At 73.3% G+C, this 23,365-nt stretch carries 18 protein-coding genes; 11 read left to right on the plus strand and 7 right to left on the minus strand.

All coding sequences use genetic code 11. The features are described 5' to 3' along the window. Nucleotides 1-42 precede the first annotated feature (42 nt). On the minus strand, nucleotides 43-921 hold the full coding sequence (locus ACFY32_RS31560; RefSeq protein WP_390676106.1) for a deoxyribose-phosphate aldolase: 879 nt from the start codon (nucleotides 919-921) through the stop codon (nucleotides 43-45). After that, the gene (iolC, locus tag ACFY32_RS31565) at nucleotides 918-1,886 is read right to left on the minus strand and encodes a 5-dehydro-2-deoxygluconokinase (RefSeq protein ID WP_390676107.1); all 969 of its coding nucleotides are present in this window, start codon (nucleotides 1,884-1,886) and stop codon (nucleotides 918-920) included. Before iolC ends, ACFY32_RS31560 begins: the two co-directional genes overlap by 4 nt. 221 nt (nucleotides 1,887-2,107) lie before the next feature. Between iolC and ACFY32_RS31570 the strand changes: the two genes are divergently transcribed. Genes ACFY32_RS31570 through ACFY32_RS31585 form a run of 4 tightly spaced genes read left to right on the plus strand, consistent with a single transcriptional unit; the run spans nucleotide 2,108 to nucleotide 5,960 of the window. Beyond that, nucleotides 2,108-3,127, plus strand: coding sequence for a sugar ABC transporter substrate-binding protein (locus ACFY32_RS31570; protein WP_359204152.1), 1,020 nt, complete (start codon nucleotides 2,108-2,110; stop codon nucleotides 3,125-3,127). Further along, complete coding sequence (locus ACFY32_RS31575) at nucleotides 3,127-4,194, plus strand: ABC transporter permease (protein WP_359204149.1); 1,068 nt, start codon at nucleotides 3,127-3,129, stop codon at nucleotides 4,192-4,194. The genes ACFY32_RS31570 and ACFY32_RS31575 overlap by 1 nt, the downstream gene beginning before the upstream one ends. 4 nt (nucleotides 4,195-4,198) lie before the next feature. Beyond that, complete coding sequence (locus ACFY32_RS31580; protein ID WP_390676108.1) at nucleotides 4,199-5,056, plus strand: ATP-binding cassette domain-containing protein; 858 nt, start codon at nucleotides 4,199-4,201, stop codon at nucleotides 5,054-5,056. Between the two features lies 1 nt (nucleotide 5,057). Then, nucleotides 5,058-5,960: a sugar phosphate isomerase/epimerase gene (locus ACFY32_RS31585; protein ID WP_359204143.1), complete on the plus strand. Its 903-nt coding sequence runs from the start codon at nucleotides 5,058-5,060 to the stop codon at nucleotides 5,958-5,960. 24 nt (nucleotides 5,961-5,984) lie between these two features. Here the strand turns inward: ACFY32_RS31585 and ACFY32_RS31590 are convergent, their stop codons facing one another. Both ACFY32_RS31590 and ACFY32_RS31595 read right to left on the minus strand, forming a co-directional pair. Further along, the gene (locus tag ACFY32_RS31590; protein WP_359204140.1) at nucleotides 5,985-6,989 is read right to left on the minus strand and encodes a Gfo/Idh/MocA family oxidoreductase; all 1,005 of its coding nucleotides are present in this window, start codon (nucleotides 6,987-6,989) and stop codon (nucleotides 5,985-5,987) included. 35 nt (nucleotides 6,990-7,024) lie between these two features. Beyond that, a complete protein-coding gene (locus tag ACFY32_RS31595; RefSeq protein ID WP_390676109.1) occupies nucleotides 7,025-8,188 on the minus strand; it encodes a Gfo/Idh/MocA family protein in 1,164 nt (387 codons plus the stop codon). A gap of 118 nt (nucleotides 8,189-8,306) precedes the next feature. On the opposite strand from ACFY32_RS31595, the gene ACFY32_RS31600 reads away from it, so the two are divergent. Both ACFY32_RS31600 and ACFY32_RS31605 read left to right on the plus strand, forming a co-directional pair. Next, nucleotides 8,307-9,311, plus strand: coding sequence for a LacI family DNA-binding transcriptional regulator (locus ACFY32_RS31600; RefSeq protein ID WP_359204135.1), 1,005 nt, complete (start codon nucleotides 8,307-8,309; stop codon nucleotides 9,309-9,311). A gap of 89 nt (nucleotides 9,312-9,400) precedes the next feature. Beyond that, the gene (locus tag ACFY32_RS31605; protein ID WP_359204132.1) at nucleotides 9,401-10,051 is read left to right on the plus strand and encodes a GntR family transcriptional regulator; all 651 of its coding nucleotides are present in this window, start codon (nucleotides 9,401-9,403) and stop codon (nucleotides 10,049-10,051) included. A gap of 61 nt (nucleotides 10,052-10,112) precedes the next feature. Here the strand turns inward: ACFY32_RS31605 and ACFY32_RS31610 are convergent, their stop codons facing one another. The 3 genes from ACFY32_RS31610 to ACFY32_RS31620 all read right to left on the minus strand — a co-directional run bounded on the left by ACFY32_RS31610 (nucleotide 10,113) and on the right by ACFY32_RS31620 (nucleotide 15,050). Then, nucleotides 10,113-11,075 carry a bile acid:sodium symporter family protein gene (locus tag ACFY32_RS31610; RefSeq protein WP_359204129.1) on the minus strand — a complete coding sequence of 321 codons (963 nt, stop codon included), beginning with the start codon at nucleotides 11,073-11,075 and terminating at the stop codon, nucleotides 10,113-10,115. A gap of 194 nt (nucleotides 11,076-11,269) precedes the next feature. Continuing rightward, nucleotides 11,270-12,904, minus strand: a complete 1,635-nt coding sequence (locus tag ACFY32_RS31615) for an ABC transporter substrate-binding protein (RefSeq protein WP_390676110.1) — start codon at nucleotides 12,902-12,904, stop codon at nucleotides 11,270-11,272. Between the two features lies 1 nt (nucleotide 12,905). Then, nucleotides 12,906-15,050 carry a hypothetical protein gene (locus tag ACFY32_RS31620; protein ID WP_390676111.1) on the minus strand — a complete coding sequence of 715 codons (2,145 nt, stop codon included), beginning with the start codon at nucleotides 15,048-15,050 and terminating at the stop codon, nucleotides 12,906-12,908. Nucleotides 15,051-15,400: 350 nt separating this feature from the next. On the opposite strand from ACFY32_RS31620, the gene ACFY32_RS31625 reads away from it, so the two are divergent. The 5 genes from ACFY32_RS31625 to ACFY32_RS31645 all read left to right on the plus strand — a co-directional run. Beyond that, nucleotides 15,401-16,054, plus strand: coding sequence for a response regulator transcription factor (locus ACFY32_RS31625; protein WP_359204120.1), 654 nt, complete (start codon nucleotides 15,401-15,403; stop codon nucleotides 16,052-16,054). Beyond that, nucleotides 16,035-17,261, plus strand: coding sequence for a sensor histidine kinase (locus ACFY32_RS31630; RefSeq protein ID WP_390676112.1), 1,227 nt, complete (start codon nucleotides 16,035-16,037; stop codon nucleotides 17,259-17,261). The genes ACFY32_RS31625 and ACFY32_RS31630 overlap by 20 nt, the downstream gene beginning before the upstream one ends. Before the next feature lie 98 nt (nucleotides 17,262-17,359). Next, complete coding sequence (locus ACFY32_RS31635; RefSeq protein ID WP_359204182.1) at nucleotides 17,360-18,013, plus strand: response regulator transcription factor; 654 nt, start codon at nucleotides 17,360-17,362, stop codon at nucleotides 18,011-18,013. Between the two features lies 1 nt (nucleotide 18,014). Further along, the gene (locus ACFY32_RS31640; RefSeq protein ID WP_359204114.1) at nucleotides 18,015-19,304 is read left to right on the plus strand and encodes a HAMP domain-containing sensor histidine kinase; all 1,290 of its coding nucleotides are present in this window, start codon (nucleotides 18,015-18,017) and stop codon (nucleotides 19,302-19,304) included. Between the two features lie 342 nt (nucleotides 19,305-19,646). Further along, on the plus strand, nucleotides 19,647-23,365 hold a 3,719-nt coding region (locus ACFY32_RS31645; RefSeq protein ID WP_390676113.1), incomplete at its 3' end, for an amino acid adenylation domain-containing protein.

Genomic DNA, 23,365 nt, shown 5'->3' on the forward strand with positions numbered 1-23,365 from the left:
AGGCGTCGCGTCAGGGCGGACGGCGGCGGGGCGGTGCGGGCGTCACAGCAGTCCTACGGCGGTGTCCACCGCCTCCTCCACACTGCCCCGCGCCGGGTACAGCAGCGACCGGCCGGCCACCAGCCCCCGCACGGTGGGCAGCCGCAGCGCCTTGCGCCACCGTTCGTATGCCCCCTCCTGGTCGTCGCCGACCTCGCCGCCGAGCAGGACCGTCGGCAGGGTGGAGGTCTGGAGCACCTCGGCCATGTCGTCCGGGTCGCGGGTGACGGGGAGTTTCAGCCAGGTGTAGGCGGAGGTGCCGCCCAGCCCGGAGGCGATGGCCATGGACCGGGTGACCGCCTCGGCGGACAGGTCGGTGCGGAGCCGGCCGGACACGCGGCGGCAGATGAACGGCTCGACGAACACCGGCAGTCGGTGCGCGGCCATCGCGTCCACGGCGCGGGCGGCGGCCTCCAGGGTGGCCAGCGAGCCCGGGTCGGCGTAGTCGACGCGCAGCAGCAGCTTGCCCGCGTCGAAGCGGAACCGGGCGAGGTCCTCGGCGCGGTGGCCGGTGAACCGGTCGTCCATCTCGAAGGCGGCGCCCGCCAGTCCGCCGCGGTTCATCGAGCCGATGACGACCTTGTTCTCCAGCGCGCCGAGCAGCAGCAGGTCCTCCAGCACGTCGGCGGTGGCCAGCACCCCGTCCACGCCGGGCCGGGACAGCGCCGTGCACAGCCGTTCCAGCAGGTCGGCGCGGTTGGCCATGGCGAGCCGGCGGTCGCCGACACCGAGCGCGCCGCGCGCCGGATGGTCGGCGGCGACGATCATCAGCCGGCCGCCGGCGCCGAGCAGCGGGCGGCGCGTCCGGCGGGCGGCGGCCTCGGCGACCGCCTCGGGGCGCCGGGCCCGGACGGCGGTGAGGTCGGGGATGCCGAGGGTCACGAGGCGGCTCCGTCCGTGGCCAGGAGGGTGTCGACCTCGTCCGGGGTGGGCATCGCGGCGGAGCAGGCGAGCCGGGAGGCGACCAGGGCGCCGGCCGCGTTGGCGTAGCGCACGGTGCGCTCCAGGTCCCAGTCGGACAGCAGGCCGTGGACGAGGGCGCCGCCGAACGCGTCGCCCGCGCCGAGGCCGTTGACCACCTCCACCGGCACCGGCCGCGCCCGGACCGCCGTGCCGTCCCGGTGCACGGCCAGGACGCCGTGCGGGCCCTGCTTGACGACGGCCAGCTCCACCCCGGCCGCCAGCAGCGCCTCGGCGCAGGCCAGCGGTTCGCGGACGCCGGTGGCGATCTCGCACTCGTCGAGGTTGCCGACCGCGACGGTGGTGTGGCGCAGGGCCTCGGCGTAGTGCGGCCGGGCGGTGCCGGGGTCGGGCCAGCACATGGGGCGCCAGTCCAGGTCGAAGACGGTGACGCCGGCCCCGGCGCGGGCCGCGAGGGCGGCGAGGGTGGCGGAGCGGCTCGGCTGCTCGCTCAGGCCCGTGCCGGTGACCCAGAAGACCCGGGCGGCGCGGATCGCGTCGAGGTCCAGTTCGTGGGCGTGGATCTCCAGGTCGGGGGCCTTGGGCAGCCGGTAGAAGTAGAGCGGGAAGTCGTCCGGCGGGAAGAGTTCGCAGAAGGTGACCGGCGTCGGGTAGGCGCCGACCGGCGTGACCCAGCGGTCGTCCACCCCGAACCGGGCGAGCGCCTGGTGGAGATAGGTACCGAACGGGTCGTCGCCGGTGCGGCTGATCACGGCCGCGTCCCGGCCGAGCCGGGCGGCGGCGACCGCCACGTTGGCGGCCGAACCGCCGAGGAACTTGCCGAACGTCCGCACCTCGGCCAGGGATACGCCCGTCTGAAGGGGGTAGAGATCGACCCCGATACGGCCCATCGTGATCAGGTCGAAACGCCGGGCTGAGTCGGCCATGTGCAACGCTCCTCGGGGGTGGGCGGGGGCATGCCGCCTCCCAGATGTAGGACTCACGGACGGCCGTGTCAATAGTTTGTACGGACATTCGGACCTGCTGGTGAAATTATGTCTTGACAAAGTATTGACAGCGGAAGCGCCAAGGACTTGTATCCGGTCCCAGCGCAAGGCCGTCTTCCGCCGGCACACGGCTCCCCGTCGCACAGTGAGGTGCAGCAACGATGGACCGCTCTTCGCACGCCCGCTTCCACGGACTCCCCGCACTCGCCCTGGCCGCGGCGGCGGCCCTCGCGCTCACGAGCTGCTCCAGCGACTCCGGGGGCAAGAAGGCCGACGAGGAGGGGGCCGACGGCGCCTCCGCCGGCAAGGCGGCCACGCCCCGCATGACGATCGCCCTGGTCACCCATCAGGCCCCCGGCGACACCTTCTGGGACATCGTCCGCAAGGGCGCCGAGACGGCCGCCGCCAAGGACAACGTCAAGCTCGTCTACTCCAACGACCCCAACGCCGGCAACCAGGCCAACCTGGTGCAGAACGCCATCGACCAGAAGGTCGACGGCATCGCGGTCACCCTCGCCAAGCCCGACGCCCTGCGCGGCGTCGTCGCCAAGGCCCGGCAGGCCGGCATACCCGTGGTCGGCCTCAACTCCGGCCTGAGCGACTGGAAGAAGATGGGGCTGCTGGAGTTCTTCGGGCAGGACGAGGGCGTGGCGGGCGAGGCGTTCGGCAGGAAGCTCAACGAGGTCGGCGCCGAGAAGGCCGTCTGCGTCATCCACGAACAGGGCAACGTCGGCCTCACCCAGCGCTGCGACGGAGTGAAGAAGACCTTCGACGGCACGATCGAGAACCTCTACGTCAACGGCACCGACATGCCGTCCGTGCAGTCCACCGTCACCGCCAAGCTCAAGCAGGACACCGGCATCGACCACGTCGTCACCCTCGGCGCGCCCTTCGCGATGGCCGCGGTGCAGTCGGTGGACGAGACCGGCGGCAAGGCGAAGGTCGCCACCTTCGACCTCAACAAGGAACTGACCGGCGCCGTCCGCAAGGGCGACATCGAGTTCGCCGTCGACCAGCAGCCCTACCTCCAGGGCTACTTGGCCGTCGACGGCCTGTGGCTCTACGAGAACAACGGCAACTACAGCGGCGGCGGCGAGCAGCCGGTGCTGACCGGCCCGGCGTTCGTGGACAAGGCCAACGTCGAGCGGGTCGCCGGGTTCGCCGCGAAGGGCACCCGGTGATGAGCGCCGCCGGACCCGCGGTCACCCTGCCGCCGGCGCCCGGACCGGGACCGGCCGGCGGGCGGACCCGGGAACGCCCCCTGGCGCTCAGGCTGCTGGCCCGGCCCGAGGTCGGGGTGTTCCTCGGCGCGCTCGCCGTGTTCGTCTTCTTCCTGATCGCCGCTCCCTCGGTCCGCCAGGGCAGCTCCATGGCGACGGTGCTCTACCAGTCCTCCACCATCGGGATCATGGCGCTGCCGGTGGCGCTGCTGATGATCGGCGGCGAGTTCGACCTGTCCTCCGGGGTCGCCGTGGTCTCCTCGGCGCTCACCGCCGGCATGCTCGGCTACCAGCTCACCCTGAACGTCTGGACGGGCGTGGTCGTCGCCCTCCTGGTCTCCCTGGCCGTCGGCGCGTTCAACGGCTGGATGCTGGTGAGAACCGGACTGCCGAGCTTCCTGGTCACCCTCGGCACCTTCCTGATCCTCCAGGGCGCCAACCTCGCCGTCACCAAACTCGTCACCGGCAACGTCGCCACCGACGACATCAGCGACATGGAGGGCTTCGGCCAGGCGAAGGCCCTCTTCGCGTCCTCCTTCGACGTCGGCGGCGTCCAGGTGAAGATCACGGTGGTGTGGTGGCTGGTCTTCGCCGCCCTGGCCACCTGGGTGCTGCTGCGCACCAAGTACGGCAACTGGGTCTTCGCCGTCGGCGGCGACCGGCACAGCGCCCGCGCGGTCGGCGTGCCCGTCACCTTCACCAAGATCTCGCTGTTCATGCTGGTCGGGTTCGGTGCCTGGTTCGTCGGCATGCACCAGTTGTTCTCCTTCAACACCGTGCAGTCCGGCGAGGGCGTCGGCCAGGAGCTGATCTACATCGCCGCCGCCGTCATCGGCGGCTGCCTGCTGACCGGCGGCTACGGCTCCGCGATCGGCCCGGTCTTCGGCGCCTTCATGTTCGGCATGGTCAACCAGGGCATCGTCTACGCGGGCTGGAACCCCGACTGGTTCAAGACCTTCCTCGGCGTGATGCTGATCGGCGCCGTCCTCGTCAATCTGTGGGTCCGCCGCACGGCGACCCGGAGGTGAGCCCATGACCGACTCCCCCTTGGCCGAACTGCGCGGCGCCGGAAAGTCCTACGGCACCATCCGCGCCCTGCACGGCGTCGACCTCGCCGTCCACCCGGGCCGGGTGACCTGCGTGCTCGGCGACAACGGCGCCGGCAAATCCACCCTCATCAAGATCATCTCCGGGCTGCACCAGCACACCGAGGGCGAGTTCCTCGTCGACGGCGAACCGGTCCGCTTCACCACCCCGCGCGAGGCCCTGGACCGCGGTATCGCCGCCGTCTACCAGGACCTGGCCGTCGTCCCGCTGATGCCGGTGTGGCGGAACTTCTTCCTCGGCTCCGAACTCACCAAGGGACCCTGGCCCGTACGCCGCCTCGACATCGCCCGGATGAAACGGACCGCCGACGAGGAACTGCGCGCCATGGGCATCGTCTTGGACGACCTGGAACAGCCCGTCGGCACTCTCTCCGGCGGCCAGCGCCAGTGCGTCGCCATCGCCCGCGCCGTGCACTTCGGCGCCCGCGTCCTCATCCTCGACGAGCCGACCGCCGCCCTCGGCGTCAAACAGTCCGGGGTGGTCCTCAGGTACGTCGCCGCCGCCCGCGAACGCGGCCTCGGCGTCGTCTTCATCACCCACAACCCGCACCACGCCTACCTGGTCGGCGACCACTTCAGCGTGCTGCGCCTGGGCACGCTCGAACTCTCCGCCGACCGCGGCGAGACCACCCTGGAGGACCTCACCCACCACATGGCGGGCGGCACCGAACTCGCCGCTCTCCGGCACGAACTGGCGCGGGCCGGCGCGGTCGGCGCGGGGACGCTCCCCGACCAGCGGGACCCGCGGACCCCCGTGACCTCCCCGAGGGAAGGGAACACCTGACATGGCCGCCGCGCTCGACCGCATCCGGGTCGGCTCCGCCCCCGACTCCTGGGGCGTCTGGTTCCCCGACGACCCCCGCCAAGTGCCCTGGCAGCGCTTCCTGGACGAGGTCTCCGAGGCCGGCTACTCCTGGATCGAACTGGGCCCCTACGGCTATCTGCCCACCGACCCGGCCCGCCTCGCCGACGAGGTGGACCGGCGCGGCCTGAAGGTCTCCGCGGGCACCATCTTCTGCGGACTGCACCGCGGCCCCGCCGAATGGGACGCCACCCGCGAACAGGTCGGCCGGGTCGCCGCCCTCACCCAGGCCATGGGCGCCCGGCACCTCGTCGTCATCCCCTCCTTCTGGCGCGACGACAAGACCGCCGAGATCCTGGAACCCCCGGAGCTGACCCGCGAGCAGTGGACCCACCTCACCGAGGGCATGGAGCGCCTCGGCCGCGAGGTGCGGGAGACGTACGGCCTCGACATCGTCGTCCACCCGCACGCCGACACCCACCTCGACACCGAGGAACACGTCGAACGCTTCCTCGACGCCACCGACGCCGGTCTCGTGAACCTCTGCCTGGACACCGGGCACTACGCCTACTGCGGCGGCGACAGCGTCCGGCTCATCGAGACCTACGGCGAACGCATCGGCTACCTGCACCTCAAGCAGGTCGACCCCGACGTCCTGGCCGAAGTGCGCGAGCGGCGACTGCCGTTCGGCCCGGCCGTCCGGCGCGGGGTGATGTGCGAACCGCCGGGCGGGGTGCCCGCGCTGGAACCGGTGCTGGCGGCCGCCCAGCGGCTCGGCGTGGACCTGTTCGCCATCGTCGAGCAGGACATGTACCCCTGCGAACCGGACCGGCCGCTGCCCATCGCGGTACGCACCCGCCGGTTCCTGCGCTCCTGCGGGGCCTGACCCGGCGGCGGGCGGCGGGCCGGGTCAGGCCCGCCGCACCTCCTCCACCGTCACCGGCCGGCGCTCCCGCAGGGACAGCGCGCACGCCTCCGCGATCCAGCCCGCCTCCAGCGCGTCCTCGATCGTGCAGGGCGAGGGCCGGGCCCCGGCGACCACCTCGGTGAACGCGATGAGTTCGGCCCGGTAGGCGGCCGCGAAACGGTCCATGAAGAAGTCGTGCGGGACACCGGAGGGGAAGCTCGCGCCGGGCTCGGCCGAGCGCAGCGGCAGCCGGTCCTCCAGGCCCACCGCGAGGGAGTCGGCGAACCCGTGCAGCTCCATCCGCACGTCGTGCCCGCGCCCGTTGTGCCGGCTGTTGGACACCATCGCGATCGTGCCGTCGTCCAGGGTGAGGACCGCGCCGGTGGTGTCGGCGTCCCCGGCCTCGCGGATGTACGCGGCACCCCGGTTGCCGCCGACGGCGTACGCCTCCCGCACCTCGCGGCCCGTCACCCAGCGGATCATGTCGAAGTCGTGCACCGAGCAGTCCCGGAAGATCCCCCCGGAGGCGGCGACGTAGGCGGCCGGCGGCGGCGCCGGGTCGAGCGTGGTCGACCGTACGGTGTGCAGCGGGCCCAGCTCGCCGCGGCGCACCGCCTGCCGGGCCGCCGTGAACCCGGCGTCGAAGCGCCGGTTGAAGCCGATCTGCACCGGCACGTCCCGCCCCGCGACCGCCTCGCGGACCGCCGTGCCCCCGGCCATGGTCCGGGCGACCGGCTTCTCGCAGAACACCGGCACCCCCGCCTCGACCCCGGCCCGGATCAGCGCCGGGTGCGCGTCCGTGGCCGCCGCGATCACCAGCCCGTCCACCCCGGCGGCCAGCACCGCCTCGGGGGAGTCGGCGAGGCGGGCCCCGAACCGTTCGGCGGCGGCCCGCGCGGCCCCCGCCGCCGGGTCGGACACGACGAGGGACTCGACCGCGCCGAGCCCCGCGAGGGTCTCGGCGTGGAAGACGCCGATCCGGCCGAGACCGAGGATGCCGATACGCATGCGGTGCTCCTTACGGGTCCTTGCGGGCGGGGAGGTCACGCGACCGGATCGACGCTCACCCAGGTGCCGTCGCGCGCCGAGCGGACCATCGCGTCCAGCACGGCCGCGGTGCGCACCGCGTCGGTGAGCGTGGTGCCGTGCGCGGTGCCCTCGGCGACGGACCGCAGGAAGCGGTACGCCTCGATCACCTTCAGGTCGTCGTAGCCCATGGCGTTGGCGGCGCCCGGCTGGAAGGCGCCGAACTCGCCGTGGCCGGGGCCGGCGTACACCCGGCTCACCGGCTGGTCCTGGTAGGCGGTGCCGCGGCTGACGCCCAGCTCGTTCATGCGGCGGAAGTCCCAGAACACCGCGCCGCGCGTGCCGTGCACCTCGAAGCCGTAGGTGTTCTGCTCGCCGACCGAGACCCGGCACGCCTCCAGCACGCCGCGGGCGCCGGAGGCGAACCGCAGCAGGCAGGAGACGTAGTCCTCGTTCTGCACCGGGCCCGGTGGGCCGCCCGGTGCCCGGGAGTGGCCGGCGGTGGCGGCGGCCGGGCGGGCCCGCTCGGGCACGAAGACCGCCGTGTCCGCGGTGAGCGAGGCGATGTCGCCGAGCAGGAACCAGGCGAGGTCCGCGCCGTGCGAGGCCAGGTCTCCCAGCACCCCGCTGCCGCCCCGCTTCCGCTCGAAACGCCAGGTCAGCGCCGCCTCCGGGTGGGCGGCGTAGTCGCTGAACAGCCGGATGCGAGCGTGCGTGACGGTGCCGATCGCACCGGAGGCGATCAGGTCGCGGGCGGCCTCCACGGCGGGCGCGTTGCGGTAGTTGAAGCCGACCGCGCTCCGCACGCCGGAGGCGGCGACCGCGTCGGCCACCGCGCGGGCGTCGCCGGCGGTGAGGCCGACCGGCTTCTCGATCCAGAGGTGCTTGCCCGCCTCGGCCATCGCGACGCCGATCTCGCGGTGCAGGAAGTTCGGCGCGGTGACACTGACCGCCCCGACCCGGGGATCGGCGGCGATCTCCCGCCAGTCCCGGGTGACCGACGCGAACCCGAACTGCGCGGCGGCCTGCGCGGCCCGCCCCGGCACCTCCTCGGCGACCGCGACCAGCTCCGGGCGCAGCGGCAGCAGCGGGTAGTGGTGGCGGACCCGGGCGTACGCCCGGGTGTGCGCCCGGCCCATCCAGCCGAAACCGACGACGGCGACACCGAGTGCATCCACCATGAGAACCACGCGAGCCCTTCGTTGGACCGGTCCACAGCCTGTACGCGCCACATTCGGGGCCCTCCGCGCACGGTGTCAAGGCTTTGACAGCCGTAGACGGCCGTGGAACGGTCCAGCCATGAAACAGCCGACCATCCGCGACGTGGCCGACCGGGCGGGTGTCTCCAAGTCACTGGTGTCGCTGGTGCTGCGCGGCTCCGGCCGGGTGGGCGCCGACAAGCGCCAGGCCGTGCTGAGGGCGGTACGGGAACTGGGCTACCGGCCCAACGCGGCGGCCCGCAGCCTCAGCGAACAGCGCACCCGCACGGTCGGCGTCCTCCTCAACGACCTGCGCAACCCCTGGTTCGTGGACCTCCTCGACGGCCTGAACTCCCTGCTGCACCACCACGGCCTCTACATGCTGCTGGCCGACGCCCGCCTCAACCGCCGCACCGGCCAGGACCCCGCCGGACCCCTCACCGACCTCGGCGTGGACGGCCTGGTGGTGGTCGGCACCCTGCCCGACCCGGCCGCCCTCGGCCCGGTCGCCGCACGCGTCCCCGTGGTCGTCGCCGGCGCCCGGGAGGCCGTGCCGCCCGGCGTGGACGTGATCGCGGGCGACGACGAGCGCGGGGCGCGACTGGCCACCGAGCACCTCATCGGCCTCGGCCACCGGCACATCGCGCACATCGCCGGATACGGGGAGGTGGGCGCCCTGCGCCGGCGCGGCTTCGAGTCGGCGATGGCGGCGCACGGCCTGGCCGGCCGGGCGGTGGTGGAGCCCAGCGACATGACCGAGGAGGGCGGCCACCGCGCCGCCGTGCGGCTGCTCGCCGGCCCCGACCGGCCCACCGCCGTCTTCGCCGTCAACGACATCGCCTGCGTCGGCGTCCTGTCGGCGGCGGACGGCCTCGGCCTGCGGGTGCCCCGGGACCTGTCCGTGGTCGGCTACGACAACACCGGCATCGCCAGGCTGCGGCACCTGTGGCTCACCACCGTCGACCACGCCGGCCACGAGATCGGCCGCCGCGCCGCCCGCTGCCTGCTGGACAGGCTGGCGGCGCCCGGGGGAGCGGGTGGTGTCCAGCTCACCGCGCCCGCGCTGGAGATCCGCGGCACCACGGCCGCGCCCGCCGGGACGTGAGGCAACCGCCCCAATCGGGCGAACAAAATTGTTGACAATCTTGTCTGGCTAGATTTAGGTTCGACAGGCACTCATCCAGGGAGGGCACGATGCCGGAACAAGCCCGTCCGAGCACCGGGGAGCAGGCCAAGCGGCTCGCCCTCGGGCAGTTGCGGCAGGCGATCCTGCGCGGCGAGATGGCACCGGCCCAGCGGCTGGTGGAGAACGAGCTGGCCGAGCAGTTCGGCGTGACCCGGGCCAGCATCCGGGCCGCGCTGATCGACCTGGAGGCACAAGGGCTGGTCGAGCGCATCCGCAACCGCGGGTCCCGGGTCCGGGTGGTGACCGTGGAGGAAGCGGTCGCCATCACCGAGTGCCGGCTGGTGCTCGAAGGGCTGTGCGCGGCGAAGGCGGCGGTCGCCGTCGACGACGGGCAGCTCGCCGAGCTGAAGGAGCTGGGCACGGCGATGCGCAAGGCCGTGGCCGGCGGCGAGCCGCTGACCTACTCGGAGCTGAACCACGAACTGCACACGCGCATCCGGGAGTTCTCCGGCCAGCGGACGGCCGTGGAGCTGCTGGAGCGGCTCAACGCCCAACTGGTGCGGCACCGCTTCCAGTTGGCGCTGCGGCCGGGCCGGCCCCAGCAGTCCCTGAACGAGCACCTGGCCATGATCGAGGCGATCGAGGCCAGGGACCCGAGGGCGGCCGAGGAGGCCGTCCGCGCCCACCTCACCAGCGTGATCGAGGCGTTGCGCGACTGATCACCGGGGGCACGGTGCTCGCCGCCGACTGAGCGGCCGGCGCCCGAGCGAGGGCCCCGGGTCAGCGGGGGCGGCGGGAGAGCCAGGCGGCGGCCAGGGCGCCGGAGACGTTGTGCCACACGGAGAAGATCGCGGCCGGGAGGGCGGCGAGGGGGCTGAAGTGGGCGGTGGCGAGGGACGCGGCGAGACCGGAGTTCTGCATGCCGACCTCGAAGGCCATGGCCCGGCTGGCCGGTTCGCCGAGCCGCCCGAGCCGCCCGGCACCGTAACCCAGCGCCAGCCCCAGGCCGTTGTGCAGCACCACCGCGACGAAGACCAGTCCGGCCGCCGACTTGATGGCACCGGCGCTGCCCGCCACCACCACGGTCACGATGACGGCGACGGTGAGGGCCGACAGCCACGGCAGGACGGGCAGCGCCCGGGTGACGTACCGGCCCGCGGCCAGCCGGACGACCAGGCCCGCCAGGACCGGGAGCAGCACCGTCTTGAGGATGTCGGTCACCATCGAACCGGCGTCGACGGGCAGGTACTCGCCGGCGAGCAGCAGGGTCAGCGGCGGGGTGACCAGCGGGGCGACCAGGGTCGAGACGGTGGCGACCGACACGGACAGGGCGACATCGCCGCGCGCCAGATACGTCACCACGTTGGACGCCGTGCCGCTCGGCGCGCAGCCGACCAGGATGACACCCGCGGCCAACTGCGGGGGCAGCCCCAGCAGATGGGCGACGGCCCAGCCGAGGCCCGGCATGATGACGTAGTGCGCGACCAGCCCGAGGGCCACCGCCCAGGGCCGCTGGGCGACGCCGCGGAAGTCCCGCGGGCTCATGGTGATGCCCATGCAGAACATCACCACGCCCAGCAGATACGGCACCGCCTCGCTCCACCCGGTGAAACTCCCCGGCAGCAGCAGGCCGAGGGCACCAGCCAGGAGCACCAGGACGGGGAAGACGGTGACGGCACGCCGCGCGGAGCGGTCGCCGCCGGCGTCGTCGGTACTGCGGTGTTCGCTTCGTTCACTCTCCACCGTGCGAGGAAACGCCTGGTCAGGGGCGTGACGCAACGGCGTCTCGCGATGTGATCACCGTCGGGGCGGACACCGTCCGGTCCCGGCCCGTCCGGCCCGCGTCCGACAGGCCCGACCGGTGCTCCACCGTCTCACCGCCCCGGGACGCGCGGCGGGGCCGGGGCGGCGAGTCGTGACGGCACGCGCGGGCGGGTTCAGCCCCGTATGTCCGCGCACCGCTTGGCGGTCAGCGGCTTCCCGGTCGGCCAGGCGATCCCCCGGAAGTCGAGGTGCCCGCCCGCGCTGTCGCCGCCCGAGGGCACCAGCCGGACGATGGCCACCGCCTTGTCGTACGGAGTGCCGTTGTTGTCCAGGCAGATCCAGCCGCTCGCCCCCTTCACGCTGTGCGCGCCGCGCAGCCGCCGCCAGGTCTCCTCGATGCCGGAGAGGGTCGGCACCTCGCCCTTGGGGGCGCCCCGCTTGACGATGCCGGTGACGGCGGTGAGCGCGGAGTCGTACATGGTGATGGTGCGGCCGTCGGACAGGTCGGTGGGCCCGATCCTCGACGGGGGATTGGCCTCCAGCAGATCGGTGAGGGCGGCCAGGGCGTCGGGGGAGCCGCCGGTCGCGGGCGGCCGCGGGTCGCCGGCCTTCTTCGGGGCGGCCCAGGCGTCCGGGTGGGTGATGGTGGCGTACTCCACGGTCAGGCCCTTGCCCCGGGTGAGCGCGCCCCAGTCGAGGTCCGGTTCCAAGGCGATCGTGGAGGCCCCGGAGACGGTGACCACCCGGAAGTGCCGCTGGCGGCATCCGCGTTCGCCGAGCGCGTTGATGAGCAGCGCCAGCGCGGGCGGCCGGCCGGCGAAGTAGATGGTGGTGGCCTCGGAGTCGCAGAGGTTGTTGACCATCATGGCGAAGTCGTTCTTCGTCACCTGCGTCGGGTCGTACTCCTGCGGATCGCTGGCCGAGCCCCGGGTCACCGCGCCGAACGCCTGGCGCAGCGACTCGGAGTACAGGTCGGTGCTGCTGCGGTCCTGGATGAGGAAGGTCTTCGCGGCGTCCTCGCCGAGGTAGGACCGCAGCGCGTTGGCCTGGTCCAGGTTGGACGGCACCACCTTCACCAGCCCCGGGTAGCGGCCGTCCGCGTCGTTGGCGAGGCCGGTGGCGGTGATCGGCCCGCCCACCACGGGGATGTGCTTCTCCCGGGTGAGGTAGCCGATGGTGTCGGCGTTCGCCCGGACGCTCAGATTGAAGCCGAACACCACCCGCAGCCGGTCCTCGGGCGAGCGGGCCATCTCGCCCAGCCAGTCCGCCACGCGCCGCCCGTGGCCCAGGTCCCGGCCCGGGTTGGCGAGGACCAGCCGGACGGGCACGTCCTCCTCGCGGACCACGTTGGCCTGGTACTGCGCGAGATAGGCCCCCTGCACCTCGCGCAGGAGCTGCGCCCGCTCCGCCTCGCTCTCCTCGTCCGGGGTCATGGGGATCATCAGGGCGATCGTGGCGTACGGGGTGCCGCCCTCGGTGACACGGTCGTTGAGCCGCTCGATCCGGTGCGACACGGCGGCGAGCCGCTCGTCGAACACATAGCCGCCGTCGCTGATGCCGACGCACTGGCCGTCCTCCTCGACCAGCCGCTCGTTCCCGCTCTGGCAGTAGTCGGGCAGCCCGGCCGCCCAGCCGATCACGCCCACCGCACCGGCCGCCAGGACCAGGCAGCCGGCGACGAGGACGCCGCGGACCACGGGGACGAGACCGGCCCGCCAGCCCAGCCACACGGCCAGTGCCAGGACGACGAGGAGCGCGATCGAGCCGCCGATCAGCACGTAGGCGGGCCAGAACTGGGGTGCCGGCACGTCAGTTTCCCCTTCCGGTCGGTGGTACGGGCAGCTCGGGCACCCTGTGTCCCCGGGCGAGGAGCGCCGGCCAGCGGCGGGCGGCCTCCGCCGTGACCCCCTCGTCGTCGGCGAGGTGGGAGCCGGTGAGCAGCAGCCGCAGCCGGTTGTCGGGGCTGTCCGGGTCGTCCGGGTAGAGCGCGCAGAGCGTCGACTGGTCCCACAGCAGGGTCACCAGACGGGCGATGTCCCGGTGCGCGCCGCCACCCTCGGACGGCAGGTCGAGGCAGGTCCGGCACGGCTCGGGGGGTTCCGGACGCCGCACCGGGTAGCCGTCCGGCGGATGCGGGGCGGCGCAGACGGTCTGCACCGCGGCCAGCCACGCCGGACGGTCCAGCACCCGCAGGAGCGCGTGCAGCCCGGACACGGCCCGCTCCCGCCGGCCCAGGGCCAGGGCGTGGTGCAGCCGGACGGCCGCCGGCACCCGCTCGTCGTCCAGCGCGGCGGAGTGCAGCCGGGTCCAGGTGAGATGGGCGTCCGGCGCCCCGGACGCCGGGGAGCACTCGGCGCGCAGCCTGTGCAGCAGCAGTTCCCGCAGCGCCCGGTCGGCGACCGGCGGGACCGGACCCGGCTCGCCCGCCCGGGACGCCCAGGGGGACCGCTCCCAGTGCCCGGCGCGCAGGAACGCCGACACCCGGTCCGCCTCGGCATCCGCCCCCGGGGCGTGCGGCACGTCGTCCGCGCTCACCGGCACGGCCCGCCGCAGCAGCGGGCCGATCAGCTCCGGGTCGGGCACCAGGTAGCGCAGCAGGACGTCGGCGACGGTCCGGTCCCGCGCCGCCGGGTCCGCCGGGGGCAGGGCGAGCAGCGTGCGGCCCAGCGCGGCGGGAGGGTTGCGGCGCAGCAGACTGTGCTCCCCGGCGAGCAGGTCCCGTCCGGCGGCCTCGACCAGCGGCCGGGCCAGCCCGGCACGGCCCGCGCTGATCTGCTCGATCAGGTTCGGCAGACCGCGCGGGCAGTCGGCGCCGAGGGCGGGGGCGATGCCGTCCGCCCGCAGCGCCGGGGCCCTGACCCACACCTGCCACTCCTCGGGGGCCTCGCTGTCCGGGCTGCGCCAGTCCAGCGCGCCGATCCGGGACATCTCGACCGGCGTCCGCTCCCGGGCCGCCCCGGGCGGGGGCGCCGCGCCCAGCACGGTGGTGACCAGGACGGGGCGGCGGACCTCCCCGCCGCGAGCGTTGTCGGGCCCCGCGGCGGTGGCGTACGCGGTCACCAGCAGGTCGAACAGGCGCTCGCCGGTGCCGGTGTGGGTGTCGTCCAGGACGATCAGCGGGAGCGGTCTGCTGAGCAGGTGGGGCCGCCGGTGGTAGGCGTCGATGTCGGCGAGGAACGCGGCGGCCAGCCGTTCCTCCAGTTTGCCGCGGGCGGCCGCCGGGACCTGGTGGTGCAGGGTCTGCGCGTAGCGGAGGACCCGCTCGATGCCGGTGCCCGCGACCCGCAGGTCCTGGCCGTCCCACCAGCGCAGGGCGGCCGCGTGCGGCCGGGTGCCGCCGGACGCCTGCCGGACGAACTGCCGCAGCAGGTCCTCCAGCGGGGCCAGCGCCGGGGCGAGCCAGCTCACCAGGGGCAGCAGCGCCTCGGCGAACGCCCCGAAGCGCTGCACCACCGGCGCCCGGCCGGGGCCGTCGGCGAGCGCGGCCAGCAGGGCCGTCCGGCGGGCCCGGAAGTCGGCCAGTTCCGCCACCGTCGGCCCCCCGGCGTCCGGCGCGGCGTCCTGCCAGACGGTGGCGGCGACCAGTCCGTAGGTGAAGCGGGGGAACGGGATACGGCCGAACACCGGTACGTCGGCGTCCAGTTCGTGCACCAGCCAGGCCAGCGCCGCCAGCGGACGGGACGCCAGGAGTCCCGCCTCGTCACCCGGGCCGGCCGGCGGGGCGGTCCGGTCGGTCATGGGCCACAGGGCGACATGGGCGCGGTTGACGTGGGTGTCGTGCAGCCTGCGGCAGACCGCCGTCTTCCCGGTGCCGCGCCCCCCGTAGATCCGCAGCACCGGGGCCCCGCGGGTGTGGGCGGGCCGGACCCCGCGGCCCCGGGCGTTCAGCCCTGTCGCCGCCGGTACGTAGGAGTCCAGCAGGTGCCCGTATCCGTGGAGTTCACGGTCCGCCATCCACGCCCCCGTGAGTGCTCGGACGCCAGGGTCGTGCGCGAAAGTAGCACGAGGGGGCCCATGCCCCCACGATCTCACCGAAGTTGGGACCGCCTCGAAATCTCCGGGCGGCCGGCGCCCCGGCCGGCAGAGCACCGAGACCGAGGAGGCGCTGCCGGGCGCACGCGGACCGCCGGCCGAGGTGCGGCCTCAACTCCCAGCCTACAAGGGTGAGTTCGGATTTTCGCCGCCCGGCCCCGTGCGCCGCCGGCCGTGTCCAACCGTCCGGCGCGGACACCGGGCCGGTGGTTACACTGAGGGAACAAAATCTGTTACGTCAGCGTTATCGCCGCTCTGCCAGGGTGAGGGTCATGCGAGTGCTGATCGTGGAAGACCACCGTGAACTGGCCGAGACCGTGGCGACGGGTCTGCGTCGGGACGGCATGGACGTCGACCTCGCCTTCGACGGCGAACAGGCGCTGGACCGCGCCGGGAAGAGCGACTACGACGTCATCGTCCTCGACCGCGACCTGCCCCGCCTCCACGGCGACGAGGTGTGCCGGGAGCTGACGAGGAACGGCGGCGAGGCGCGCGTCCTGATGCTCACCGCCGCCGCCTCCATCGCCGACCGGGTCGACGGGCTCGGCCTGGGCGCCGACGACTACCTGCCCAAGCCGTTCGCCTTCGCGGAACTGCGGGCCCGCGTGCAGGCCCTCGCCAGACGAACCCAGCCCGCCGTGCCGCCCGTCCTCACCCACGGCGACATCTCCCTGATCCCGGCGCAGGGCGTCGCCCGCCGCGCCGGGCGCAGGCTCGACCTCACTCCCAAGGAAATGGCCGTACTGGAACTGCTCCTCGCCGCCCGGGGCGCCGTCGTCTCCGCCGAGGAACTCCTGGAACGGGCCTGGGACGAGGCCGCCGACCCCTTCACCAACACCGTCAAGGTCACCGTCAGCCGGCTCCGCCGCAAGCTGGGGGAGCCGTCCGTCATCGAAACGGTGCCTCATGCCGGATACCGCATCTGAAACCGCCAGCACCACCCGGCGCCCCCGCCTGCGCTGGTCGGCCCGGCTCCGCCTGACCCTGCTCTACGGACTGCTGTTCCTGCTCTCCGGCGCGGCGCTGCTGGCCATCACCTACTTCCTGGTGGCCCGCAGCCCCGTCGCCAAGGACACCCGCGTCACCACCAAGCAGGAACTGGGCGGCGACCCCGGCTCACCCGCCCCCGGCCGCCCCACCACCGACATCGAACACCTGGTCTCCCGGCAGCACGAGGCCGAACTGCGCGCCCTGCTCACCGAATCCGGCATCGCCCTGGGCGGCATGACCGGCATCTCCGTCGCCCTGGGCTGGGTGATGGCCGGCCGCGTCCTGCGCCCCGTCAGCGAGATGGCCGACAAGGCCCGCCGCATCTCCGAGCACAATCTGCACGAACGGCTGGCGGTCACCGGCCCCGCCGACGAACTCAAGGGCCTCGGCGACACCTTCGACGGGCTGCTGACCCGGCTGGAGACGGCCTTCGACGCCCAGCGCCGCTTCGTCGCCAACGCCTCCCACGAACTGCGCACCCCGCTCACCCTGCAACGCGCCATGATCGAGGTCGAGCTGTCCGACCCGGACGCCGACGCCAAGTCCCTGCGCGCCCTGTGCGAACGGGTCGTCGCGGCCGGCGAGAACCAGGAACGCCTGATCGAGGGGCTCCTCACCCTCGCCAGCAGCCAGCGCGGCCTGGACCGCAAGGGACCGGTCGACCTCGCCGAGGTCACCGCGGGCGTCCTCGACGAACGCTGCCCCGACCCGTCCCACTACGGCCTGCGCGTCGAGACGTCCCTCGACACCGCCGACACCCAGGGCGACGCCCGGCTCGTCGAACGCCTGGTCACCAACCTGGTGGAGAACGCGCTGCGATACACCCCGGACGGCGGCTGGATCAAGGTGTCCACCGGCATCCGCGCGGGCCGGCCCACACTCGTCGTCGCCAACAGCGGACCCGAGATCCCCCCGGACAGCGTGCCGTCGCTGTTCCAGCCCTTCCAGCGGCTGGAGGCCCGCGTCGGCACACCCGACGGCCACGGCCTGGGCCTGTCCATCGTCGCCGCCGTCGCCACCGCGCACGACGCCGAGATCGACGCGGCCCCCGGCGAGGAGGGCGGACTGCGCCTGTCCGTCGCCTTTCCCCGTGGCCCGGCCGGCGCCGTCGATGCCATGCTGGGTGCCGAGCGCACGTTGTAACCGGCCTGTGACCGGAGGATCGGCACGCTGTGCACCGCCGCCCGGCGGACCGCCGCAGACTGGCCGACGCCCGGGACGCGCCGTACGAGGGGGAAGACATGAGGCTGCTGGTGGTCGAGGACCACGTGGAACTCGCGGACTCGGTGACCCGCGTCCTGCGCCGCGAAGGCATGGCCGTCGACGTCGCCTACGACGGTGCGGCGGCCCTCGCCCGCGCCGACGAGGTCGACTACGACGTCATCGTCCTCGACCGGGACCTGCCCAAGGTGCACGGCGACGAGGTGTGCGGCGAACTGGGCGCCAGGTCCGTGCGCGCCCGCGTCCTGATGCTGACCGCCTCCGGCACCATCGCCGACCGCATCGAGGGCCTCGGCCTGGGCGCCGACGACTACCTGCCCAAGCCCTTCGCCTACGCCGAACTGGTCGCCCGGATTCGCGCCCTCGCCCGGCGCTCCCAGCCGACCCACGAACCGGCCCTGGTCCACGGCGACCTGCGGGTCGACCCGGCCCGGCGCACCGCCACCCACGCCGGACAGCAACTGGCGTTGACCGCGAAGGAGTTCGCCGTCCTGGAGTACCTGCTGGCCGCCCAGGGCCGGGTGGTGCCCGCCGACGAACTGCTGCAGAAGGTGTGGGACGAGGCCGCCGACCCGCTCACCACCACCGTCAAGGCCACCATCAACCGCCTGCGGTCCAAACTCGTCGACCCCACGATCCTGCGGACCGTCCCCCGCCGCGGCTACCGGATCTGAGATGCCCACGCGCCCGCTCCTCCCGCACGGCCTCGGCGGCACGAGGACGGTGCGCCGGCTGACCCGCCGGGTGACCCCCCGGCGGGCCCGCGCCCGGCTGACCCTGCTGTTCGGCGTCCTCTTCCTCGCCACCGGGGCCGTACTCCTGACCATCACCTACCTCCTCGTCGACAACTCGGCGGGCCGGTTCGTCTCCGTCCACACCGGCGGCCCCGACCAGAAACCCGAGGTCGAGATACGCCCCGGCCCCGGCCCCTACCCCGGGATGCGCCACGGGCTCGGCGACCTGGCCCGGGAACTGCGCTCCCAGGCCGCCCGCCAGCACCAGGCCCAGATGCACGACCTGCTCGTCCAGTCCGGCGTGGCCCTCGCGATCATGGCCGTCATCTCCATGGCCCTGGGCTGGCTGGTGGCCGGCCGCATCCTGCGCCCCCTGCGGACGATGACCGCCTCCATCCGCCAGATCTCCGCCCACAACGTCCACGAACGGCTCGCCGTCGACGGACCCGCCGACGAGATGAAGCAGCTCGCCGACAGCGTCGACGGCCTCCTCGGCCGGCTGGAACGGGCCCTGGAGTCCCACAAACGCTTCATCGCCAACGCCGCCCACGAACTGCGCACCCCCCTCACCCTGGAACGCGCGCTCCTGGAGGAGTCGCTGATCGACCGCGACGCCACCGTGGACTCCTTCAAAGCCAACTTCGAACGACTGCTCAAGATCAGCAAGCAGCAGGGGAGCCTGCTGGAGTCACTGCTGACCCTCGCCAACAGCGAACGCGGCGTGGACCGTTCCGAACCGCTGGACCTCGCCGAGATCGCCGAGGAGGCGCTCCTCGTCCTCCGCCCCCGGGCCGAGCGCCGGGGCGTGCGGATCGACGGCGAGACCCGGTCGGCGCCCACGGCGGGCGACGGGGCCCTCGTGGACCGGCTGGTGGTCAACCTCGTCGAGAACGCCGCCTACTACAACGTCCCGGGCGGTTACGTGGAGGTCACCACCCACAGCACGGCCGAACACGCCGTGCTCACCGTCTCCAACACCGGACCCGAGGTCCCGCCCGACCAGGTCGACCGGCTCTTCGAACCGTTCAACCGCCTGCACCGCACCACCGGCGACGGCCACCACGGCCTCGGCCTGTCGATCGTGCGGGCCATCACCACGGCCCACGACGCGACACTCACCGCCCAGGCCCGGCCCGACGGCGGCCTCATCGTGGAAGCGGCCTTCCCGCTCCGCGCGCCCATGCCGGCCCCGCGCCCCAAGCGGCCCCGGGCCGACACCGCCCACGTCTGACCCGGGCCCCCACCGCACCGTCCAAGCGTGCAGAACGGCCGGTTGGACACGCGGAGAAGAGACGGGCGAAAGGCCGGGGCCGAGCACACCGCCGACGTCAGCCGGTGGGCTTCACCGCACCCGATGGGTATCGTTCTGAACGAGCGGATTCGACCTTGAATCATCGGCTGCCGTCCACGCGACTCGACCACCGACACTGACACCGCAAGCATTCCCACCACGCTTTCCCTTTGCGGTGCGGTGCGCCCCGATGACGGCAAGAACGGGCGTCGAACGTCGGCACACGATCGGCACACGTATTGCGGGCAGCGAATCGGCGTGCTGCTCATTGAGAGGGGAAAGATGAACGGTCAGGCCGGTTTCACCCTGCCCTTGTCCGAATGCCAGGAAGGCATCTGGCTGGCGCAGCGCATGGACAGTTCCCGCGCGCTCTACAACGTCGGCCAGCGCATCGAGATCACCGGCCCCCTCGACGTGGCCGTGTTCGAGGACGCCCTGCGCCGGACCGTCGCCGAGGCCACCGTCCTCGGCGTCCGGTTCGACGAGGACGGCGACGGGGTGACCCAGACCTTCACCGGCCCGCCCGAATGGCACCTCCCCCTGGTCGACCTCCAGGGCGACCCCGACCCCCGCGCGAGCGCCGAGAAACGCGTCCGGGCCGAACTCGAACGTGTCAAGGAGGCGACCGGCGACACCCTTTTCTCCTTCGTCCTTTTCCGGTACGCCCCCGACCGGCACGTCTGGTTCCAGTGCTACAACCACCTTTTGATGGACGGCTTCGCCTGCACCCTTGTCGCCCGGCGCACCGCTGACATATATTCCGCCCTCGCTGCCGGCGAAAATTTCCCGGAAAGCCCTTTCGCCACCCTGCGCGACATGACCGAGCAGGAATCCCTTTACCGCGACTCCACCGATTTCACCGAGGACCGGCAGTACTGGCACGAGCATTTCGCGGACCGCCCCGCACTCGGCACCGTCCCCGGATACCGCTCCGTCAGCTCCGCCGACGGCGGCGTCCTGCGGGAGACCGGCCGGCTCTCACCCGCCGTCGTCACCGCCCTGCGCACGGCGGCGGACCGGGCGGGACTGCGCACCTCCCGGTTGCTGATCGCCGCGGTCGGCGCGTTCACGGCCGCCCTCACGGGCGCGAGAGACATCGTCCTCAGCCTCCCCGTGACCGGCCGGGCCGACGAGCCCGCCACCCGGACGCCCCGCACGATGGCCAACCTCCTGCCCCTCCGCCTCCCCCTCGACGCCGGATCGAGCCTCCTGGACATCGCCCGGTCCGCCGAACACGAGGTACGGGACCTCCTCGCCCACCAGCGGTACCGCGGGGAACGCCTCCGCCGCGAACTAGGCTGGCCGGAGGGCGACCGCTGGCACTTCGGCCCGTACGTCAACATCGTCCCCTCCGGCGGCGACCTCGGCTTCGGGGCCGCCCGAGGCGTCGTCCGGGACGTGCCCAGCCGACGCGTCGAGGACTTCGGCGTCGTCGTGGACGGCGGCACCGGCGACGACGACATGCTGGTCACCTTCGAGGCCAACTCCGCCCTCTTCGACCAGGCGTGGGTCGAGGGCGCGCTGCGCTCCTTCCTCACCTTCGTCGAGGACGCGGTGGCCCGGCCGACGGCACCGGTGGGCCGGATCACCGGCACCTCTGCGGACGCGGTCCTGGGGGAGTGGAACGACACCGGGCGGCCCGTGTCGGCGGGGACGGTGCTGGATCTGTTCCGGGGCTGGGTGGCGCGGACGCCGGATGTGGTGGCGGTGCGTGCGGGTGCGCGGGCGTTGACGTATGGGGAGCTGGACGCGCGGTCGAACGGTCTGGCGCGGCGGTTGGTGGGTGTGGATCGGGTGGGGCTGTGTCTGCCGCGTGGGGTGGACATGGTGGTGGCGTTGCTGGCGGTGTGGAAGGCCGGGGGCGCGTATGTGCCGCTGGACCCGGAGTATCCGGCGGACCGGCTGGCGTACATGATCTCCGACAGTGGTGTGTCGGTGGTGTTGACGGAGTCGACCACCGTGGAGCTGGTTCCGTCCGGCGTCGATGTGATGCTGGTTGACGGGCCGGTCGGCGCTTCGGCTGAACCGTTGGACACGCAGGTGTCTCCCGATCAGCTCGCCTACGTGATCTATACGTCGGGTTCGACGGGCCGGCCGAAGGGTGTGGCCGTCGAGCACGGCGGGGTGGCGAACCTGGCCGAGGTGATGCGTCCGGTGCTCGGCGTGGAGCCGGGGACGGTGGCGTTGCAGTTCGCGTCGTTCAGCTTCGACGCGGCGGTCCTCGACGTGGCGGTGACGCTGGGCGGCGGTGGCACCCTGGCCATCGCGTCGAGCGAGGAGCGTACGGAGCCGGGCGCGCTGGTGGAGATGATCCGCAGCGCGGGTGTGCAGGTCGCGAGTGTCGTGCCGTCGCTGCTGGGTGTGCTCGACCCGGCCGATGTGCCGGGCGTACGCAACTGGGTGCTGGGCGCGGAGCGGCTGAGCGCCGACCTCGCCGCCCGCTGGCGGGCACGGGCCCGGGTGTGGAACACGTACGGGCCGACCGAGGCGACCGTCATCTCCACGGCCACGCTCCTGCCCGAGGGAATCGGGTCGCAGGACGCGGCCCCGGTGATCGGCTCGCCGATCGGGAACGCCCAGGTGTTCGTGCTGGACGAGTTCCTGCGTCCCGTCCCGGCGGGCGTCGTCGGCGAGTTGTACGTGGCGGGCGCCGGCCTGGCGCGTGGGTACAACAACCGTCCTGACCTGACGGCGGAGCGCTTCGTGGCGTGCCCGTTCGCCGACGGCACCCGCATGTACCGCTCGGGTGACCTGGCGCGGTGGACGGCCGACGGTCTGCTGGAGTTCGCGGGCCGGGCGGACGAGCAGGTGAAGATCCGCGGCTTCCGGGTGGAGCTGGGCGAGATCGAGTCCGTCCTCGCCTCGCGCCCGGAGGTACGGCAGGTGACCGTCGCCGTCCGCGAGGACCGGCCCGGTGACCGGCGGCTGGTCGCGTACGTGGTGCCCACGGAGGCCGAGGAACTCGACATCGCGGGACTCCGGGAGTTCGTGGGCGGGCGGCTGCCCGAGTACATGGTCCCGGTGGTCGTGCCGCTGGCCGCGCTGCCGCTGACGGTGAACGGCAAAGTCGACCGCAAGGCCCTGCCCGCGCCCGAGGCGGAGTCCCGTACGCGGGGACGTGCGCCCGAGACGGCGGCCGAGCAGACGCTGTGCGCCCTGTTCGCCGAGGTGCTCGGCCTGGCGGAGGTCGGGGTCGAGGACAGCTTCTTCGAACTGGGCGGCGACTCCATCCTCTCCATGCTGCTGGTGTCGAGCGCCCGGCGTGCCGGCCTGGTGCTCACCACCCGCGAGGTGTTCCAGCAGCGCACGGCGGCGGGCCTGGCGGCCGTGGCCGTCCCGCTGGACGAGGGCGTGCGCTCCGACGGCGCCGCCGTGGGCGAGGTGGCGCTGACACCCGTCATGCGCGAACTGGTGGACCGGGTCGCCGCCGACGACCTGCGCGAGGTGTTCCAGTCCGCCGCGGTGCCGGTGCCGGCCGGGCTGGACTTCGGCACGTTGGTGGCCGCGGTGCGCGCGGTGGTGGACCACCATGACGTACTGCGGGCCGGGCTGGAGCCGGGCGAGCCGTCGCGGCTGGTGGTGCCGGAGCCGGGATCGGCTCCCGTCGAGGAGTGGGTGCGCCGGGCCGAGGTGTCCGGCGACCCGAAGGCCACGCTCGATGAGCAGACCCGTGCGGCGGTGAAGCGGCTGGACCCCCACGCCGGGGTGATGCTCCAGGCGGTATGGCTGGACGCCGGACCGGACGCGAGTGGCCAACTCCTCCTCGTCGTGCACCACTTGGCGGTGGACGGCGTCTCCTGGCGCGTCCTGGTGCCGGATCTGGCGGAGGCGTACCAGGCGCTGGCGGCGGGGCGGGTGCCGGAGCCGGCGGTGGTGCCGACGTCGTTCCGGCACTGGGCGCGTGAACTGGAGGCGCAGGCGCGCGGCGAGGAGCGGCTGGCGGAGCTGCCGCGCTGGACGGAGCTGCTGGGCGGTGGTGATCCGCTGCTGACGGTGGTGCC

Origin of the sequence: Streptomyces sp. NPDC000134, from assembly GCF_042899225.1 — a bacterium.
In the GTDB taxonomy this organism is placed as follows: domain Bacteria; phylum Actinomycetota; class Actinomycetes; order Streptomycetales; family Streptomycetaceae; genus Streptomyces.